The 18,705-nt window shown below is 60.1% G+C and carries 21 protein-coding genes and 1 pseudogene; 13 read left to right on the top strand and 9 right to left on the bottom strand.

Annotated elements, in window-relative coordinates; translation table 11 throughout:
• Complete coding sequence (locus MUU54_RS21045; protein ID WP_247245923.1) at positions 1-444, bottom strand: iron-sulfur cluster assembly scaffold protein; 444 nt, start codon at positions 442-444, stop codon at positions 1-3.
• A 267-nt stretch (positions 445-711) separates the two neighbouring features.
• Between MUU54_RS21045 and folE the strand changes: the two genes are divergently transcribed.
• From folE to MUU54_RS21030, 3 genes are all read left to right on the top strand, one after another.
• Positions 712-1,320, top strand: coding sequence for a GTP cyclohydrolase I FolE (folE, locus tag MUU54_RS21040; RefSeq protein ID WP_247245922.1), 609 nt, complete (start codon positions 712-714; stop codon positions 1,318-1,320).
• A 9-nt stretch (positions 1,321-1,329) separates the two neighbouring features.
• Positions 1,330-1,794, top strand: a complete 465-nt coding sequence (hisI, locus tag MUU54_RS21035; protein ID WP_247245921.1) for a phosphoribosyl-AMP cyclohydrolase — start codon at positions 1,330-1,332, stop codon at positions 1,792-1,794.
• A gap of 98 nt (positions 1,795-1,892) precedes the next feature.
• Positions 1,893-2,852: a patatin-like phospholipase family protein gene (locus MUU54_RS21030; protein WP_247245920.1), complete on the top strand. Its 960-nt coding sequence runs from the start codon at positions 1,893-1,895 to the stop codon at positions 2,850-2,852.
• Between the two features lie 25 nt (positions 2,853-2,877).
• Here the strand turns inward: MUU54_RS21030 and MUU54_RS21025 are convergent, their stop codons facing one another.
• Positions 2,878-3,312, bottom strand: a complete 435-nt coding sequence (locus MUU54_RS21025) for a CBS domain-containing protein (RefSeq protein ID WP_247245919.1) — start codon at positions 3,310-3,312, stop codon at positions 2,878-2,880.
• 95 nt (positions 3,313-3,407) lie between these two features.
• Positions 3,408-4,193, bottom strand: a complete 786-nt coding sequence (locus MUU54_RS21020) for a rhomboid family intramembrane serine protease (protein ID WP_247245918.1) — start codon at positions 4,191-4,193, stop codon at positions 3,408-3,410.
• Positions 4,194-4,351: 158 nt separating this feature from the next.
• Here MUU54_RS21020 and MUU54_RS21015 point away from each other — a divergent pair, with 158 nt between their 5' ends.
• The 4 genes from MUU54_RS21015 (at position 4,352) to MUU54_RS21000 (ending at position 8,448) form a co-directional block, all read left to right on the top strand.
• Entirely contained in the window at positions 4,352-4,963 is a 612-nt protein-coding gene (locus tag MUU54_RS21015) for a PilZ domain-containing protein (protein ID WP_247245917.1), read from the top strand.
• Between the two features lie 556 nt (positions 4,964-5,519).
• Positions 5,520-6,128 carry a transglutaminase-like cysteine peptidase gene (locus MUU54_RS21010; protein ID WP_247245916.1) on the top strand — a complete coding sequence of 203 codons (609 nt, stop codon included), beginning with the start codon at positions 5,520-5,522 and terminating at the stop codon, positions 6,126-6,128.
• Between the two features lie 466 nt (positions 6,129-6,594).
• The gene (locus MUU54_RS21005) at positions 6,595-8,043 is read left to right on the top strand and encodes a D-alanyl-D-alanine carboxypeptidase (protein ID WP_247245958.1); all 1,449 of its coding nucleotides are present in this window, start codon (positions 6,595-6,597) and stop codon (positions 8,041-8,043) included.
• Positions 8,044-8,166: 123 nt separating this feature from the next.
• Positions 8,167-8,448, top strand: coding sequence for a hypothetical protein (locus MUU54_RS21000; RefSeq protein WP_247245915.1), 282 nt, complete (start codon positions 8,167-8,169; stop codon positions 8,446-8,448).
• 1 nt (position 8,449) lies between these two features.
• On the opposite strand, the gene MUU54_RS20995 is transcribed toward MUU54_RS21000, so the two are convergent.
• Together MUU54_RS20995 and MUU54_RS20990 are read right to left on the bottom strand one after the other, a co-directional pair.
• Positions 8,450-8,887 (bottom strand): DUF1489 family protein, encoded by a 438-nt coding sequence (locus MUU54_RS20995; RefSeq protein ID WP_247245914.1) that lies wholly within the window; start codon positions 8,885-8,887, stop codon positions 8,450-8,452.
• Between the two features lie 66 nt (positions 8,888-8,953).
• The gene (locus MUU54_RS20990) at positions 8,954-10,354 is read right to left on the bottom strand and encodes an L-serine ammonia-lyase (protein ID WP_247245913.1); all 1,401 of its coding nucleotides are present in this window, start codon (positions 10,352-10,354) and stop codon (positions 8,954-8,956) included.
• Positions 10,355-10,914: 560 nt separating this feature from the next.
• On the opposite strand from MUU54_RS20990, the gene MUU54_RS20985 reads away from it, so the two are divergent.
• On the top strand, positions 10,915-11,613 hold the full coding sequence (locus tag MUU54_RS20985) for a DUF599 domain-containing protein (protein ID WP_247245912.1): 699 nt from the start codon (positions 10,915-10,917) through the stop codon (positions 11,611-11,613).
• A 25-nt stretch (positions 11,614-11,638) separates the two neighbouring features.
• Positions 11,639-12,628, top strand: coding sequence for a heparan-alpha-glucosaminide N-acetyltransferase (locus MUU54_RS20980; RefSeq protein ID WP_247245911.1), 990 nt, complete (start codon positions 11,639-11,641; stop codon positions 12,626-12,628).
• A gap of 8 nt (positions 12,629-12,636) precedes the next feature.
• Here MUU54_RS20980 and MUU54_RS20975 read toward each other — a convergent pair whose 3' ends face one another.
• Together MUU54_RS20975 and mgtE are read right to left on the bottom strand one after the other, a co-directional pair.
• On the bottom strand, positions 12,637-13,023 hold the full coding sequence (locus tag MUU54_RS20975) for a MerR family transcriptional regulator (protein WP_247245910.1): 387 nt from the start codon (positions 13,021-13,023) through the stop codon (positions 12,637-12,639).
• A 64-nt stretch (positions 13,024-13,087) separates the two neighbouring features.
• Positions 13,088-14,503 (bottom strand): magnesium transporter, encoded by a 1,416-nt coding sequence (mgtE, locus tag MUU54_RS20970; RefSeq protein ID WP_247245909.1) that lies wholly within the window; start codon positions 14,501-14,503, stop codon positions 13,088-13,090.
• Between the two features lie 207 nt (positions 14,504-14,710).
• Between mgtE and MUU54_RS20965 the strand changes: the two genes are divergently transcribed.
• The 4 genes from MUU54_RS20965 (at position 14,711) to MUU54_RS20950 (ending at position 17,039) form a co-directional block, all read left to right on the top strand.
• Complete coding sequence (locus MUU54_RS20965; RefSeq protein ID WP_247245908.1) at positions 14,711-15,202, top strand: peptide deformylase; 492 nt, start codon at positions 14,711-14,713, stop codon at positions 15,200-15,202.
• A gap of 63 nt (positions 15,203-15,265) precedes the next feature.
• The gene (locus tag MUU54_RS20960; protein ID WP_247245907.1) at positions 15,266-15,763 is read left to right on the top strand and encodes a BON domain-containing protein; all 498 of its coding nucleotides are present in this window, start codon (positions 15,266-15,268) and stop codon (positions 15,761-15,763) included.
• A gap of 351 nt (positions 15,764-16,114) precedes the next feature.
• On the top strand, positions 16,115-16,585 hold the full coding sequence (locus MUU54_RS20955; protein WP_247245906.1) for a GNAT family N-acetyltransferase: 471 nt from the start codon (positions 16,115-16,117) through the stop codon (positions 16,583-16,585).
• Between the two features lie 313 nt (positions 16,586-16,898).
• The gene (locus MUU54_RS20950) at positions 16,899-17,039 is read left to right on the top strand and encodes a hypothetical protein (RefSeq protein ID WP_247245905.1); all 141 of its coding nucleotides are present in this window, start codon (positions 16,899-16,901) and stop codon (positions 17,037-17,039) included.
• A gap of 190 nt (positions 17,040-17,229) precedes the next feature.
• Here MUU54_RS20950 and MUU54_RS20945 read toward each other — a convergent pair.
• Positions 17,230-17,742, bottom strand: a pseudogene (locus MUU54_RS20945) (lipid kinase); the annotation flags it as partial.
• 214 nt (positions 17,743-17,956) lie between these two features.
• Complete coding sequence (locus tag MUU54_RS20940) at positions 17,957-18,376, bottom strand: NUDIX domain-containing protein (RefSeq protein ID WP_247245904.1); 420 nt, start codon at positions 18,374-18,376, stop codon at positions 17,957-17,959.
• Positions 18,377-18,705 lie beyond the last annotated feature (329 nt).

Below are 18,705 nucleotides of genomic sequence, written 5' to 3'. Positions count from 1 at the left end.
TCACGCTGAAACCGCGGTCTGCTTCGCCTCGATCTGGTCAAGACAGTCCACGACCGCATCAAACGTCAGCATGGTCGACGGGTGCCGCGCCTTGTAGTCCTTGACCGGCTTCAGGTAGCGCATGTCCTCAAACCGGCCGCTCGGCCCCTCGCCACCCGCCGTCAGCATGTCCAGCATGTCCTTGCGCGCCTGGCGGATCTCGGCGGCGCTGGCCCCGACCACGTTCCGCGCCATCACCGAGGACGACGCCTGGCCCAGAGCGCAGGCACGCACCTCATGCGCGAAGTCCGTCACCACGTCATGGTCCGTCTTCAGATAGACCCGCACCCGCGAGCCGCAGAGCTTGGAGTGCTTTTCCGAAGTTGCATGTGCATCGGGAAGCGATCCCGCGCGACCGATATTTCCGGCAAATTCCAGGATCTTGCTGTTGTAAATGTCGTCCATCGCTTCATCTGGCTCGGGTTGGCGCGGCCGCAGAAGACACTGCGTCCACAGAAGAATGCTGTAAACCCTTCCTTCAGGCACTATATGTGACTTCAGGTCGAGACGATCAAGAAACCGGTGCTTTCGTCGGCCCGGCTTCGCGTGCAAGGCGAAATATCTTGTCAAAGCAGCGACGAAGGGTCATAGCGCCAGACTGCAACGGGTTTACGGCCCTTATCCTCCGCTAGAATATGAGGTACGGCACGTCGCCGGCCCCGGGAGACCGCAATGGATGCAATCGTGAAGAACTTCCCCGGCCAGTCCGAAACCCGCCCCACGCGCGAGCAGGCTGAAGAAGCCGTGCGCGTGCTGTTGCGCTGGGCGGGCGAGGATCCTCAGCGGGAAGGCCTGCTGGACACGCCCAAGCGCGTCGCCACGGCCTATCGTGAACTCTTCAGCGGCTATGACCTCTCGCCGGAAGACGTACTAGGCCGGACGTTCGAAGAAGTCTCCGGTTACGGCGACCCGGTTCTCGTGCGCGACATTCCGTTCTATTCCCATTGCGAGCACCACATGCTGCCGATCAGCGGCAAGGCGCATGTTGCCTATCTGCCGAACGGCCGTGTGCTTGGCCTGTCGAAAATCGCTCGCGTCGTCGACATCTTTGGTCGCCGCCTGCAGACCCAGGAAAACATGACGGCGCAGATCGCTAGCGCGATCGACAAGACGCTGAGGCCCCGCGGCGTCGCGGTCATGATCGAGGCGGAGCACATGTGCATGGCGATGCGCGGGGTGCAGAAGCAGGGCTCCACCACGCTCACCACGACATTCACGGGCGAGTTCAAGGAGAATGCGACCGAGCAGGCGCGCTTCCTGACCCTCGTGCGCAACCGGTAGTGGCCATTCATGACAATCAGTTTTCCACCGCCGTCCGAAACTAAGAGCGAGCTTGAAGGCGAAGGGTTGTTTTCGCCGCGCTTCGGCGCAGATGGTCTCGTCACCACCGTCGTCACCGATGTCGCCGACGGTGATCTCCTGATGGTCGCGCACATGAACGCGGAGGCTCTGGCGCTGACGGTCGAGACGGGTATCGCCCACTACTACAGCCGCTCACGCCAGAAGATTTGGAAGAAGGGCGAGTCCTCCGGCAACCTTCAGACCGTCCACGAGATGCGGACCGATTGCGATCAGGATGCCGTCTGGCTGAAGGTATCCGTCGCCGGTCACGATGCCACCTGCCACACCGGGCGACGCTCTTGTTTCTACCGGACGGTCACTCATCGGAATGGAAGAGCCGAGCTCGCGATCGTCGACAACACGCGACACTTCAACCCCGCACAGGTCTACGGATCAGCAGGAACCAAGTCCTAACTGTTCCGTTTCCAGACAAGGCAAACGCGGCTATACTCTTTCGAAACCAATCTGTGTTTTGATCTTCTTTACGACAGCGTTCAGCTTGGAGGGTGGCGATGCTGAACTGGAATTGGAACCGAGGCGCACCGGCCAACCACGTGGCGCCTGCTGAAGGTTCCAAGGCACCCGAACTCCCCAAGGTTATCGATGTTCCCAAGAAGGCCAAGCTCGCGTTGGCGCTTGGCGGCGGCGCCGCGCGCGGTTGGGCACATATTGGCGTCCTGCGCGCCCTCGACGAGGCGGGCATCGAGGTCGGCATGGTTGCCGGAACCTCCATCGGGGCGCTTGTCGGGGGCTGCTATCTCGCCGGAAAGCTTGACGAACTCGAAAGCTTTGCGCGGTCGATCACAATGCGCAGGCTGGCAGGGCTTCTCGATCTTACCATCGGCGGCAGCGGCCTGCTGGGCGGCATGCGCCTGACCAAGCGCATGCAGGAGCATCTAGAGGGGCTGTCGATCGAGGACCTCGATCGCCCGTTCGTCGCTGTCGCGACCGAACTCTACACGGGCCACGAGGTCTGGATCGGCAGCGGATCGCTGATTACTGCCCTTCGTGCCTCCTACGCACTTCCTGGCATTTTCGAGCCTGTTAGCTGCAACAACCGCACTTTGGTGGACGGTGCCTTGGTCAACCCCGTTCCAAGCTCGGTTTGCCGTGCCTATGAGCAGCCGCTCGTGGTGGCGGTAAACCTGAACTACGACATCTTCGGCCGCTCGGCGGTCGTCAAGCACAGCGCGAGCTTCCAGTCGCTGGACGAGCCTCGCCGCCAGCAGCCGCGCGACCAGCACCACCTTGGGCTCCCGGGCGTCATGGTGCAGGCCTTCAACATCATTCAGGAACGTATCTCCCGCGCAAGACTTGCCGGCGACCCGCCGGATCTGGCGCTTCATCCCCGGCTGAGCGACATCGGTTTGTCTGAGTTTCACCGCGCCGGTGAAGCCATCGATCGCGGCTACCAGGAGACAATGAACCAGATCACATCGTTGCAACGCATGCAGGAAGCTTTCGCCCTCTGACATGCGCCAGCGGGCGCGCTGGAAGTCAGCCGGCGATATAGGCCTTGATCTGCTCCGCCTCCAGCTCGATCTCGCGAATCCGCGACTTAACCACGTCCCCGATGGAAATGATGCCGACGAGGCGGCGGCCCTCCTCTACGGGCACGTGACGGAAGCGGCCCGAGCTCATCATCTCCATCAGCTGATTGACGGTGGTGTCGTCCCGACACTTCTGCACGTTTACGGTCATTCTTGAGGAGACGGGCTGATCGAGAGCCGCAGCTCCGCTCTCGGCAACGGCGCGAACCAGATCGCGCTCGGTGAAGATCCCGGCAATCCGCCCACTCGCGCCGGCAACCACGACGCCACCTATCCGTTTCTCATTGAGTACTGCAGCAACCTCGTGCAGGCTTTGTTCGGGCGCGACCGTCACGACGTCGCGGCCTTTTGTATCCAGTATGTTTTTCACGGTTGCAGACATCGCTTCCTCCTCGCAAGCATTGGTCGCGGCGGCGCTCCTCCCCGAGCGATAACCGGATGCCCATGGTGCGCCTGCGTCTTCGGCTTGGCAATATCTTATCGCAGCCGCTGCTCCTGATCGGGCCACGCGCGCATGGGCAGCGGATCGAAGAAGCCGAACAACAGGAAGCCGAACAGGAACCCGCCGATGTGGGCGTCCCAGGCGATCGCCCCCTCGCCTCCACCGACCAATGGCAATCCGACCGCAATTAGCAGGTTGCCGAGAAGCCAGAGCGCGGTGAAGACCACCACGGTTCGGTTACGGAACGAGCCCAAAATTGTCTGGCGCGGATAGAGATGGCCATAAAGTCGGTTGAGTCCTCCCCGACTGGGGAAGGCAAAGCGACATGCCGCTCCCATCAACGCCGAGACCACGCCCGACGCACCGATCAGGATCGTCTGGTCGCCCCAGTTCAGGGCAGCATGAAAGAATGCCGCCGCCGCGGCCGAGGTGGCCCAGAAAAGCACATAGCGGATCGTCCCGATCCGCCTGACCACGGGCGTGCCAAACGCCAGGAGCCACAACGTGTTGAACAGGATGTGCTCCATTCCGCCATGCAGCAGCGAATAGGTGACCGGCGTCCAGAGCCATTCAAGCCCCTGCTCGGTCAGCGGATAGACATAACGGAGTGGCGTGAAGGCAAGATAGAAGAGCATCGCACTCTGACCCTCCGGACCCAGGAGCAGGGACTCCAGTGCGTAGAGGACAGCGATCAGCGCGATGGTAACCGCCAATGCAGGGGGCAGGTTGAAGACCGGCTGCCGCTGCGGCGCCAACGATCCGCCGTCGTGATCATCCCGTAACTCAAAGCCATTCTGTGGAGGTTGGCGCTGCTGGTCCATCGTGGCTCCTCGATACTCTGTCTCACGCATATAGGGCCCCGGAGAGGATGAAAAGAGAGACCGCACAATCGCCGGCGACCTTCGTCAGGCGACCGAAATACCGAATCTTAACCCGGCGCCGGTAAATCTGAGTGACCTGCGGACAGGAAACCCAGACAATGTATTCATTCCAGTCGCCACAGACTGCCGCCCAGTCGCAAGCAGCGGCTGCCACCGCGTTTCAGCGGGTTACGGTCAATCTGACCGGTCGCCTTATGTTGGCAGACTACGAGGAATATCCATGCATCGCAGTCGAGATGTCGCCTGGTGAGGTGGAGTTCGACTGCATTGCCCGTCCGCGCATCAACGAGCGCATCATCGCTTACATGGACAATCTCGGCAGGCTCGAGGGCGCGGTGACAGCTATCTCCACCTCCGGCTTCACCATGCTTCTGCAGGCGACCGAGCGGAAACGGGAAAAGCTTGCGGCGCAGCTGACCTGGCTCGCCAACAAGCATGAGCTTGGCCTGCCGGAGGACCGGCGCCACGACCGTCTGACACCGCGGCAGATCAACACCGAAATCGTGCTTGAGGATGGGCGCCGCTATGCGTGCCGCCTGACGGACCTTTCACTCTCTGGCGCCGCGCTCGACATCGACATCCGGCCGCCGCTTGGAACCGTCCTGCGCCTGGGCAATATGCGCGGCAAGATCGTCCGCCATTTCATGGAGGGCGTGGCCGTGGAATTCGACACGGTACAATCGCGCGAAACGCTACGAGAATTCCTTTAGCAGCAAGTCCTATCGGATGATGCGAGAAAGAGCGGCTGACGGCCGCTCTCTTTCGTTGAGAGGATGGCTTCATCACGAGATCCTTTTGTCCGGCGAACTCCGGATCAGCTGCCGACCGTCGCCGCCTTCGAAAAAAAGATGTGCCGTATCGGGATTTTTTTTCTAAAAGCGAAGGCGGCGATCGGATGCTAAGAAGCCCGATAGCAGCTCCTACTCCCATCGCAGCTTGGAACTTGCGCCCTCTCTTCCCGTGCGCCCCAACCCGATCCTTGCCCAACCAAAGCTGACGAGCGGCCGACCGTCTTAACCACGCCGACACGAAGAGCCGCTGCCGCCGCCTTTCGCGATCCTTGAACGGCCCTCACGGTAACTTCCGATGGCGCAATTTGCTTCAAGTTTGGCGCGCATCTAGTTCTAATTTTATCGGTATTCGATTTGATTTTGATCCGTTTTTTACGAAGGCTTGAATCAATTACGCTATTGATTTTACTGCGTCTTTTTGCAGACGATCAAAGCCTTTCTGTCATCTTCCTCCTCACAACGGGGAGACAAGAACATGACACACCGCAAGGGACTGAGCATCGCGATCGCCACAGCCTTCTTCACGCTGTTCGCCGCTCATTCATCGTCCGCTATGCCGGGCGCCATGCAGGTCATCGGCAAGGCCAACCCGCCGATCGGCCACTACGAGTTCTGCCGCATCTATACGAGCGAGTGTCAGGCTGCCTCGCACGATCCGGGCCCGGTAGCGCTGACGGAAGATCGCTGGCGTACACTCCTCGACATCAACTACACGGTCAACACGTCGGTCGAACCTCTGACAGACCAGGAAATCTACGGTGTCGAAGAGCGCTGGGCCTACCCCCGCACCGTCGGCGACTGTGAAGACTTCGTTCTCCTCAAGCGCAAGATGCTGATCGCGAAGGGCTTCGACCCGGCCGACCTGCTGATCACCGTCGTGCTTCAGCCGAACGGCGAAGGCCACGCAGTGCTCACCGTGCGCACGGACCATGGCGACTTCGTCCTCGACAACATGCGCAACAAGGTCCTGCTCTGGTCGGATACCGAATACACCTTCCTGAAGCGGCAGGCATCCGACAATCCGGGTCAGTGGGTCAAGCTGCAGGATGGCCGCGCCACCGCCGTGGGCAGCGTCGGACACTAAAAGACTTACCTCCCGCGACCTGTGCCGGCCGTCCTGCGGCGGGCATTTGTCGTTTGTCTCTCACCGCACGACCCGCTTCCGGCCCGGCTCCAGTCTTCCGTATTAGCGTTCGGCTCGGTTACGGATGAGGCCAGGGCGAATGCATCATCGGCTCAGGGCGCAAAATTGGAAGCAACTGCCACCGTGCCAGCACGGGACGGCGGCGCATTCGATGCGCATCAGCCGGCACATCCTCCTCGGAACGCGAAAACTCGTAGCTTTCTCAGGTATCATCATATTGATGCCGCCTTTGCAGCCTTTGAGAAGGAGCCGATGGGCGGTGGACTTAGGGGCAGCGACGCAAGGGTCAGTCGGTTGCGATCCAATTTGGAAACCCATTGTACATCATAAACCTCTTGGTAACGCTGTTGCCATAGATTGAAGGGTAACGGTCGTGGCGGGGGCGCGTCCGGAAGGTATTTTAATGATGCAAACGATGAGTGCGGCAGTGTCGAAAGCAGTTTTCCCCACCTCCTCGCCCGAGCGGACTGGCCGAACACGAGGCCTTCTTGCTGGATTCCTTGTGGTCATTGCAGCGATCTCGATCTGCGGCCTAGCCGCGGCGCCGGCGCAGGCAGCTCCCAAATATGCGGGCATCGTAGTCGACGCCAACACGGGTAAGGTCCTCTACAGCGACGATCCTGACGGGCTTCGTTATCCGGCCTCGCTCACGAAGATGATGACGATCTACCTCACCTTCGAAGCTCTGGAGGCCGGTCGCATCCGGCTCGACTCCAAGGTTCCGGTGTCGGCCAACGCCGCCAAGGAACCGCCATCGAAGCTCGGTGTGCGCGCTGGCGGTTCGCTGACTGTAGATCAGGCCATAAAGGCGCTGGTGACGCGTTCTGCCAACGACGTTGCCACCGCGCTGGGTGAATTTCTCGGCGGCTCCGAGGCTCGTTTCGCACAGATCATGACCAATAAGGCTCGTGCGCTGGGAATGACCCGCACCACCTACCGCAATGCCCATGGTCTCCCCAATACGGCTCAAATGACAACTGCCCGCGACCAGGCTCGCCTCGGCATGGCGCTGCGCCAGCACTTCCCGCAGTATTACGGCTACTTTTCCACCCGCAGCTTCAAGTTTGGCAAGCAGACGATTGGCAACCACAACCGCCTTCTCGGATCGGTTGACGGCGTCGACGGTATCAAGACGGGCTACATTCGTGCCGCTGGCTTCAACCTTGTTACCTCGATGCAGCGTGACGGCCGCTCGATCGTCGGCGTTGTTATCGGTGGCCGCACCGGCGCGAGCCGCGATGCACAGATGCGCAAGTTGGTCGCCGAATATTTCCCGAAGGCTTCGCGTGGCGGCAGATCCGCTCTAATCGCGCAGACACCATCCGCCCCCGTGGGTGACGCCATGGCGGCTGCCGATCGGCTCGCTGCATTCGATCTGCCGAGCAGCGGTCCGGTTCCGCAGGTTCGTTACGAAGAGCAGCAGGTTGCCGCAGCCTATGCCCCGGCCGAGAAGCGTTCCGGCGAGGCTCTGAAGGCCCTGGCTGATGTCGCCGTCCCCACCCCTGCCCCCGAATACATTCCGAGCGAACAGGGTGACGCGGGTGTTGATGACACGGACAGCGTGACAACCGCCTCCACGACCGCCACAAACATTCCGGCTTCTACCGTATCGGGGTGGGTGATCCAGGTCGGCGTCTCGCCGAACCAGAAGCTCGCCGATCAGCTGTTGCAGAAGGCGCAGGACAAGGGCGGCAAGGTTCTGCGTTCCGCCAAGCCCTTCACCGTCGCTGTCAACGCCAATGGTGAGCAGCTGTACCGCGCCCGGTTCGGCGGCTTCGACGACCAGAAGGCGGCGGTTAACACCTGTAACGCGCTGAAGAAGCAGGGCATCAACTGTTGGGCATCCCAGCAGTAACAAGACTATCCGGCTCTTTGGAGCTGGACCATGAAAGGGTGTGGCGCACCAGTCGGCGCCGCATCGGAGGGGCGAGTAGAAGTCCCACATCAACCTCGATTGTATTGCGTTACGAGGCCATCGATGACGGTTTATGAGAATATCGCGAACTTGCCGTTCGCATCCGGTCGCCAGCGTCCTGCCAAGGGCGTTGCGTTGCATCCCATCCATGAAGCGGCAATGCGCCTCGCTGGAGCGGGGCTGTCGAAGTCACGCGGTCGCACACGCGATCTCGTTGCCCTGCTGCTCAGCCATGGAGCACGCGCTTGGCGGCAATCACAGCCCGACGTGCAGGTTCACATCCACGTCAGCCCTTGCATGGGCCGTGCGCCCGTTCGAATGAGGATCGGCAGCAAGAACCTCTAGGTCAGAGCAAACCGAGCTCGGCCAGTTCGCGACGCAGATCCTCCGGCATGGCAGCGACACTTTCGCCCATGCCGATCAGGTCCCGCGGCGCCTCTTCCGCCTTCAGGTAGCGCCAGCCTTGGAACGGCCGCTTCGGCTGCGGCGCGGTCTCGATGATCTCCGGGCCAAGCACTAGTTCGCACCGCTGAATGCCATCGGCGCCGGTCACGCAGCGGATGTCGAGGAACCGCTGGCGCGCCAGAACCTGCCCCTTGATCACCCAGTAGAGCGAGCCTTCGTCAAGAAGTTCCTCCATGCGCTTCGGTACCATGCGCGTCGTGTGGACCGTATGCGGCTCGAGACCGGCGGAGATGTTCGTCATGGCGCGTTCGCCGACCCATTCGCGAAGATCCTCCAGCGAGTCCGCGCCCACGCAAAGCTTAATGAGATGTAGAGCCATGTCGCGCTTGAACCTCTAACGCTGCGTCAGGTCAAGCTCGCTTTTCAGCTGGCCGTTCAATCCGGCTCAGCATTCCACCACATTAACGGCGAGGCCACCGGTCGAGGTCTCCTTGTACTTCTCGCTCATGTCGTTGCCGGTCTGGCGCATCGTCTCGATGCAGGCATCAAGCGGAACGAAATGCTGCCCGTCCCCCTTGATCGCAAGAGAGGCTGCGGTGACTGCCTTCACCGCACCAAGCGCATTGCGCTCGATGCAGGGGACTTGCACCAGACCCGCCACTGGATCGCATGTCATCCCGAGGTGATGCTCGAGCGCAATCTCCGCCGCGTTCTCGATCTGCTCTGGCGATCCGCCCAAGACGGCCGCAAGTCCTGCCGCCGCCATGGCGGCAGCGGAACCCACCTCACCCTGGCAGCCGACTTCGGCGCCCGAAATAGAGGCATTGTGCTTGATGATGCCGCCCACGGCGGCAGCAGTCAGCAGAAACGTCCGGACGTCCTCCGGCGTCGCATCCTCATGAAAATGCATATAGTAGCGGATGGTCGCCGGGATCACTCCGGCAGCGCCGTTGGTGGGTGCTGTGACTACGCGACCGCCTGCAGCATTCTCCTCGTTGACGGCCATGGCATAGACGCTCAGCCAGTCATTGGCCAGCAGCGGATTCAGCCGGTTGCTGCGCCATTCCTCATTCAGCTTCTCGTGGATCGCCCTCGCTCGTCGACGCACGTTGAGACCGCCCGGCATGATGCCGTCGACGCGGAGCCCGCGGTCAATACAGCCGCTCATCGCGTCCCAGATTTCATCGAGGCCGTCATCGAGCTCCGCAGCGGTCATCCTCGTCTCTTCATTTGCCCTCTTCATCTGGGCGATGGTGAGGCCGGAGCTCTGCGCCATGTCGAGCATCTGCTTGGCGCTGGAGAAGGGATAGGGCACGCGTGCCCTCCGCGCATCCTTCTTCGATGCGCGCATTGCCTCAAGTTCGGTATCGCTGACGATGAACCCGCCGCCGATCGAATAATAGATTCGCTTGAGGAGCAAACGACCGCTCGCGTCGAGCGCAGAGAAGGTCATGCCGTTCGCGTGTCCCGGAAGCGGCTGCTTCTTGTCGTAAACCAGATCGTCCTTCGGCTGAAACCGGTATTCCGGGTGACCGGGGGGCGCCAACCATCCCGCAGCCTCTACCGCAGCGATCGCGGCATCCATCCTGTCGGGGTCCACCGTATGCGGCTCCTCGCCCGTCAAGCCCAGGATCACGGCGCGCCCCGTGCCGTGGCCGATGCCGGTATAGGCGAGCGAGCCGTGCAGGCTCACCTTTAACTGGGCAACACGGGCGCCCGTCGGCCGCGGCCATTCATCCGAGAGGATAAGATCCAGGAAGCGCTTCGCCGCCGACATCGGTCCCATGGTGTGGGAGCTCGACGGTCCAACACCGATCTTGAAGACGTCAAAGACGGAGAGAAACATGCAGAGAACTCCCTGGAGCGATCACCTGAAGCTAAGCCAGCATATGGCGTGGGCATGGCGGTCGCCCGACATCCCGTTTGGCTGGTGCGACATCTAGGGCTTGCGTGAAAGCAGAAACAGCGCGGCTTAAGGACCGCGCTGTTTCTGAATTCGATTTCGTAACGTGAAAGAATCAGATGGTGCCGAAGAGATAGGCCACGGCCAAGATCCCGACAAACCCCGCGAGCGCCTTGAAGGTCACTGCCCAGCAGGATTTCTGGATGGTTTCTTCCATGATGACTCCGATTGGATTGAATGTGCGGTTCACATTAGATGCGACCATGGTGAACGATATATTAAAATCGTCCGGCGCTCGCAATTGCAAAAAATGGCGGAAGCATGGCAAACCCACAGGGCAGGCATTCGCGGCATGCATGACAATGCGTGACCGGCGGGCTCTATAGGGCCTTTGGGCCAGTATGGCCAGCCTTAATTTCGACGGAGCGGTTAACGGGGCGGGTCTTGCCGCTGATGTCGAGGCGGCGATAGGTTCTGCCCATTTACATGCTTTGAGGATTCGCATGACCGCAGCCGATTACGTCGCCCTTCTCCTCTTCGCTCTCTTATGGAGCGGCTACTCGTGGATCACCGCTGGAGGTGGTTCGCATCTCTTCCGCCGCGCCAGCCTCAACCGCGCCATGGCAGAGCGGCGACATCGCTGGATCTACAACTCCCTTCATCGCGACCTGAAGATGATCGACACGCAGATCATGGCGGGTTTGCAGAACGGCACGGCCTTCTTCGCCTCCACCTCGATCTTCGCAATAGGCGGCTGCTTTGCGCTCTTGGGCGCGACCGATCAGGTGGATGCCGTCTTCAGCGACATGCCCTTCGTCTCCTATGGCGGTCGCACGTTGTTCGAGCTCAAGGTCATCGGCCTGACGGGTCTCTTCGGCTATTCCTTCTTCAAGTTCGGCTGGTCCTATCGCCTCTTCAACTACTGCACGATCCTCTTCGGGGCACTGCCAATGGAGGAAGAAGCCCGCGCCGACATGGAGCGCGCGAAAAGGGCAGCCGATCAGGTGGTGAAGATGAACACGATTGCCGCCAAACACTTCAACGACGGACTACGCTCGATTTTTTTGTCGATCGGCTATCTCGGCTGGTTCGTCGGGCCCTATATCTTCATGCTCACGACGGTCATCGTGATCTTTGTCCTGACCCGCCGGCAGTACTTTTCGGAGGCGCGCAAGGCGATCATGGACGTAGAGGCACGTTGACCGTACTGCATTTGAAAGGTCCCGCGTGACACTCGCCGAAAGCCGCCGTCCTTCGCCTGCCCTGCCCCGTATCCGACTGATCGACACCCTGCGTGGCGTCGCGCTGCTCGCCATGGCCTCCTATCACTTCACCTGGGATCTCGAATTCTTCGGCTATATCAATCCCGGGACGGCCACACATGGCTGGTGGAAGATCTATGCGCGCGCGATCGCTAGTTCCTTCCTCTTTCTTGCGGGCGTCAGCCTCGTCCTCGCCCACTATCCGCAGATCCGCTGGTCCGCCTTCTGGAAGCGCTTTGCGGTCGTTGCCGGCGCTGCCGCAGCCATCAGCCTTGCCACCTACTTCATGTTCCCCCGTGAGTGGATTTTCTTCGGCATCCTGCACAGTATTGCCGTCGCCAGTCTGATCGGGCTTGCATTCGTGCGTCTGTCGCCTCTCATCTCAGCAGGCGTCGCAGCGCTTCTCGTCGTGCTGATGGTGATCGATGCAACGGTCGCGCCCGGCAGCTTCCGCTCGACGTTCTTTGACCCTCGCTATCTCAGCTGGACGGGATTTTTCCAACATCCGCCGAGATCGAACGATTTCGTGCCGCTGTTTCCGTGGCTAGCCGCCCTCCTTGCTGGCGTCGCGGTCACCCGCCTTGCCATGCAGAAGAACTGGCTCGTCCCGCTCAGCCGGGTGCAGACGCAGCCAAACATCTTCTCCAGAGCCGGACGTCACAGCCTGATCATCTACCTGATCCACCAGCCGGTGCTGATTGCGGTCGTCTATCTCATCTCGGTGGTTGTGCCGCCACCACAGCCGGATCCGATGAAAAGCTACACGCGCGCGTGTGAGAGCGGCTGTACCGCATCTGGCAATGGCGAAGCACTCTGCCGCAGCTTCTGCAGCTGCACGGCCGATGCGTTACAGGCGCAGTCGCTGCTTGTTCCGCTGCAGCAAGGCAGCATCAACGCCCAGACCGATGAGCGCGTCCTGGTGATCGCGCAGGGGTGCTCCATCCGCGGACAGTAGCAGAACAATCAGGTGCTGACGCCTATTTCCGCCAATCGGGTGAGGCAGGCCTCTTCCGCGTTGTCGAGCTCTTCGAGCGTCTCGTCGATATCCTTGCGCTTCTGGCGAAGCTCGCTGCGCTTTTCGTCGATGCGGTTCATCATCAGCTTCAGCTGGCCGAGTTCGCCCGGCGGCTCCTTGTAGACGTTGATGATCTCGCGGATCTCGGCGATGGTGAAGCCGATACGACGGCCGCGCAGGATTTCCTGAAGGAGGCGTCGGTCGGCCGAGCGGAACAGGCGCGTACGACCGCGCCTCTCGGGATGAATGAGACCTTCGTCTTCGTAGAACCGAAGCGTGCGGGTCGAAACGCCGAATTCCCGCGTCAGCTCGGTGATGGTATAATACTTGTTCACGGCCTTTTCCTGCTCTGGCCGCTCAGAATATTTGACTTTTACGTAACAGTCAATTTGCTGGGCCCTATTGCAGCAGCCACAAGGTGGCGAGCCCGAGAAAAGCAAAGAAGCCTGTGATGTCCGTAATGGCCGTCACGAATACAGAGGATGATACTGCCGGATCTGCTCCGACTTTGTCCAAGAGAAGAGGGATCATGATGCCTGCGAGCGCCGCCGCCAGCATATTGATCAGCATGGCTGTCGCGATAATCCCTCCTAAATTTGGGTCGGCGAACCAGAGACCAGCGGCGAGGCCGATCAGGAGTCCGAAGATGGCACCGTTCAACAAACCGACGCTCGCCTCCCGTCGCACGACCCTCCAAGCGTTGTGAATGTCCAAATTGCGCGTCGCAAGCGCGCGTACGGTCACCGTCATCGTCTGCGAGCCCGCATTACCACCCATTCCAGCCACGATCGGCATCAACACGGCGAGAGCCACGATCTGCTCGATCGTGGCTTCGAAGAGCGAGATCACCGAAGCGGCAAGTATCGCGGTCAACAGATTGACGAGGAGCCAGGGCACGCGCGACCGTGAGGTCTCCAAGGCGGTATCGGAGAGTTCTTCGTCGCCGACACCGCCGAGGCGCATGAAGTCCTCCTCCGCCTCCTCCTGGATGACGTCGACGACGTCATCGATCGTCAGCACGCCCACCAGGCGGCCGTTTTCATCGATGACAGCGGCAGACAGCAAATCGTATTGCTCGAAGATTTGCGCTGCCTCTTCCTGGTCCATCTCGGCCGGAATCGGATAGTTCGTTTCGCGCATGATGCTTTCGATCCGCACCTGGCGCTTGGTGCGCAGGATCCGGTCGAGATCAACGATGCCGAGAAGCTTGAAGGTGGGATCGATGACGAAGATCTGCGTAAAACTCTCCGGCAGCTCCTCCTCTTCACGCATGTAGTCGATCGTTTGGCCGACCGTCCAGAACGGCGGCACGGCAACGAATTCCGTCTGCATGCGTCGGCCGGCCGAACTTTCTGGATAGTCCAATGCCCGGCGCAGGCGCACCCGTTCGGTGAACGGCAGCTGCGCCAGGATCTCTTCTCGGTCTTCCTTGGCGAGGTCTTCGAGGATGTAGACCGCATCATCGGAATCCAGCTCGCCGATAGCTGCCGCAATCTGCGCGTTCGGCATCTGCTCGACGATCTCAAGACGAATCGCCTCGTCGACCTCGGTCAGCGCCGTCAGATCGAAATCGTCGCCCAGCAGCCGCACGAGCGCGAGGCGCTGGTCCGGCTGAATAGTCTCAAGAAGGTCGCCGAGTTCTGATTCATGCAGGCGGGCCACGTGCTGGCGTAGGAAGAGAACGTCGCGATCGGCGATCGCCGCGCCGACCATCGCGAGGAAGTCCGCCCGCACCGAGCCGTCGTCGGCATAGATGTCGTGGATCGCCTCCTCGTTCCGGATCCGGGCGAGCTCCTGTTCGTCGATGTCGCTCATCTGTCGCCCCCGCCTGACCCGTGCACGCCATGGAGAATGGCGGGCAGAACCATAATGTCAACAACCGGATAGAAGGTGCGGCGGCCACCGCACGCCGTCCCTGCTAGCCCAATTGGTGGCACGGGTCCAGCGCAAGCCGGCTACGAGGTTGAGCCAAGGGGCGCCTGGCGGTAGTGAGGGTGAGGACCACCTGCGGAATGAGATTAGATGACACGCCTGACGATCCTTCGCTATCCAGACCCTCGGCTGTCACAGCCCTGCCTGCCGGTACCAGCCTTCGATGCGGAGCTGCGGCAGCTTGCCGAAGACCTCTTGGACACGATGCGCGCGGCGCCAGGTGTGGGTATCACCGCCGCCCATGTCGGCATCCCGCAGCGGCTCTTCGTGCTCGAGCTTTCGCCCGGCAGCGCACTCTTTTACGTCAATCCCGAAATCCTCTCGTTTGGGAACGAATCCATCCGCCATCAGGAAGGGAGCGTCTCGATGCCCGGCGTGACGGAAGAGGTAGAGCGTCCAGCCTCGATCCGTCTCCGCTTCCACGATCTTGAAGGCAAGCTGCACGAGGAGGATGCGCAAGGCTTCCGCGCTGTCTGCATCCAGCACGAGATCGATCAGTTGGACGGGATCTTCTGGCTGAAGCGCCTGTCGCGCCTGAAGCGCGAGCGGCTGATCCGAAATCGGCAGAAGCAGATGGGTTGATCCTCTCGAACCAATCGCCCTTCCGGACGTTAGAGACAACGAAAAGTCCGAAAGGAGATCCCGATGGCGATCAAGCGCAATGCCAACAACACTACCCGCGAGGAAGACTACCGCGACTACGATACCCGCAACATCGACGACGGCTGGCCCTATGCGGACGCCGCCGGTGCCGCGACCAAACCGGTGGACAACGCCGCCTATGGTGATCCCAACGCCAATTTCGACCGCGAGCGCAACCGCGGCTATCACGTCGACGGCGTCGACGAAGAAGGCTTCGAGGAGCAGACACGTGACAACGTGCTCCCCGCCACCGATGGCTTCGAAGATTCCGACGATGTCGAGGAGCGGGTGACGGAAGCGCTCGACAATCTTGGCGACGTTCCGATGGAGAGCATCGACGTGCACGCCGAGCAGGGCACGGTCACGATCGAAGGCGTCGTCGACGACAGCGAAACCTCATCGCGCGTCACCCGCACCGTTCAAAGCATCAAGGGGGTGCAGCGCGTCGTCAATAACGTTCGGCTTGCTGGCATCGACACGCATATCCCGCAGGATGATTAAGATCCACGCTTGACCTCACGATAGCGTACCAGCGCCCCGAGAAAGCAAAAAACCCGCCGAAGCGGGTTTTTTGGTGCGGTCGAGAAGACTCGGATAAATGCTGAAACGCCTTGATCTGCGGGGCTTATGTGGTCCAACGATTGGACATTTCGGGCGCTCGGTTTCAATGGGTTAGCGGCGAGTGGTCCAACGCCGGTTCTCATTTTGTCCACAGTAATCGACAGCCTGTGGATAGCCGGTTGACGGAGCCCTCGCCTCGCTCCATCTCTCCCCTACCCGTGGCGGCGGGCAGCACCGTTGGCCGCTCGACATGCGTTGGCTACTGGGGCTCGTTGCTAGAGGATCACGCCTATGGATTACATTCTGGCCGGTGCGGAACACGACCACGTCGTAATCGACAACTACCTGGCAGTATGGGAAAGCTACGGAACACCCGCCGATTACTTGCGAGAGGACGCAGAGGAAGTCGCGAGGCAGTTCCTTTACGAGGGCCGACGAGAAAGGAAGCTGGCAAGCTTCATAGCCTTCGAAGGAAAGAGGCCGGCAGGCTCGATCTCATGTCAGTTGCACATGGTGCCGTACCCCGCCGTTCTGAAGCCGGAGCACATGCTCCACGGCTATATCTGGACTGTCTACACAGATCCAAGTATGCGAGGACAAGGTATCGCAGGCGGCCTCATGTCCCTTGCCCTGAAACATCTCCAAGACATAGGCTGCACGACAGTCGTTCTTCATTCATCGGAAGCGGGTCAGAATCTCTATCACCGCATCGGTTTTCAGTTAGCAAAAGAGATGCGGTTGAAATTCGCGACATCAGCCTGATGGTGAGCGATCCGTTGAAATGAATTCCCTAAAGAGATCTCTGCGGCCGGTTTACCGAACCGACCGATATCAACAGGCGCGATGGCCGAGTTTTCTTGACGTTCACCATCATCTGAGCGATCTCGAATGCACCCGTGGCGGCGGGCAACACCTTCGACCGATGCGCGGTCTCAACACGAGCGACTCCGCCATGCGCCGAAAACCACTACCCGATGACGAGCCACGCGATCCACATCTGGCCGATTTCGCCGGTCGGAAGATCATAGTCACGTGCACGGCGTGCAGAATGAGCCGCCGGTACGATGGGAGCGCGATGCTGCAGAAGACCCGCGACATGAGCCTGCCGGAGCTGCGCCTGAAGATTGCCGCGGCAGAAGGTTGCCCCAAAACGCGCAACCCCTACTATGACCGCTGCAGGCTTGCGTACGACGTGGAAGCAATGGGGATGGGATGAGTTAACGGCCGCCTACTCGACGCGGCGGGCATGATCCGAGACCTGCACATCGTGCTGGATAGGGGTACCGGGTTTCAGATTGGTGGTGGCGAGACAGCGTAAGAGCCCAGCACATGGCGCCGGGCCTCCAATTGTCATTCCGAGTATAGTATTCGCCAAGGATGCCAGCCAATAGGTGGCAGCGCGACAGTCATGGCACGAAGACCGAGATAGCCTTCTCCCGGATCCGAAATTCCACAGGGGTCATCGTCTTGATCTCTCCGTCCAAGTTAACGGCGTGAGGTTTGCTGGTTCTGAGTTTCAGGCCCTTAGTTGAGAAGGCTCGCACGTCCTTCCATTCCCCCTGAGTGCCTTTCCGTAAACTTGGAAGTAGTCTCAGCAGCCTCCACCAGTGATCAACTTCAAGGCTGTAGAAGTCGAGCATGCCGTCTGTTGCCGTCGCGTCAGCATGCACAGTCATCCCTCCTCCATAGAACCGGCCGTTTCCTACCGCGACCTGGAGAGTGCGCAGCTCCTCGATCTCGCCATCATGCTCGAGCGTCGCAGTAAACAGCCGTGAATTTACAACAAGCCGCGCCGCTACGATCCCGTAGCCTAGTTTCCCCCAACGTTTTTTGGCCTCTTCGGTCAGCGACTTCGCAAGATCGACGCTAAAACCGACGCTGGCCACGTTGAAGAAGGGATGTCCGTTCGCCTCTCCCAGAATGTCCTCGGTTTGAGGTTAGTCTCTTTTCGAGTGAGGTGCTTCCAATTTGGGCCGGAGGGAGTTGGAATTCCCGGGTTCCTTTGCGTGAAGGCGGAGAGGCAGTAGGCGACGGCAAATCAGAGAACGTCAACGGTGGTTCCTGTAAGGTGAAGGCGCTCAGAGGCCGTTGAAAGCGGAGAGAAAAACCTTAATGCGCCTAATCCCCGGGAGGCTATCGGAATGCTGGAACATTCCCTGTTCGCACGTCATCCGCTATTGCATTATGTTGAGAGCTGCAGAGAACTGGCATCGCATCTAGTGGGAAATATCGCAGGTCGAATGTCTCTATATGGTCGAGCGTGAGATCACCGCCTGTTACCTTCATCTTAAACATAGTCGTGATCGTCTGACAGCTCCGCCCGTCGGTCAAAGTCGTGAAATATTTCGAATATACGCCGATGAGGGCAGTCGGAATTGCCTGTAGCCCCGTCTCCTCAAGAACCTCACGGATGGCTGCGTCGGCAACTGATTCTCCGACTTCAAGGATTCCTCCCGGAAACCCCCATTGCTCTTCGGTTGGGGACCGAAGCTGCAACAGTACATGCCCTTGGTCATTTTCGATCCATCCGCCAGCTGAATTTATGATTATCATCCGCGACCTCCAGATCAGTAATCGAGAAACTGATGTTCTGTTCAGCCTTCAGGCCAAGCACCAATACAGTGACACGACATTCTGAATTTCCAACAGCCTCGAACAGGTCAAGCCGCTTCGAGCTTCTTCTCGCATCGGAGCGGAAATGTGTAGTTAAGAGGGTGCACGGGCCCAAAATTGCGTCGCGGTAGTTGGAGCGTTGGCGCTGATGCTGTCAAGGCACTGATGCGCCATTTGCGGTCATCCAAACGTTGACCTGCTACTGATTTTTTCCTCCACCTGGAGTTAGAGTCCGGCCTCGATTTGAAGGACGGACAGATGAAGCGGAA

This window comes from Pseudorhizobium tarimense (genome assembly GCF_022968135.1).
Classification (GTDB): domain Bacteria; phylum Pseudomonadota; class Alphaproteobacteria; order Rhizobiales; family Rhizobiaceae; genus Neorhizobium; species Neorhizobium tarimense.
The sequence above is the reverse complement of the archived record's forward strand: the minus strand, read 5'-3'. Positions and strand labels throughout refer to the sequence as shown.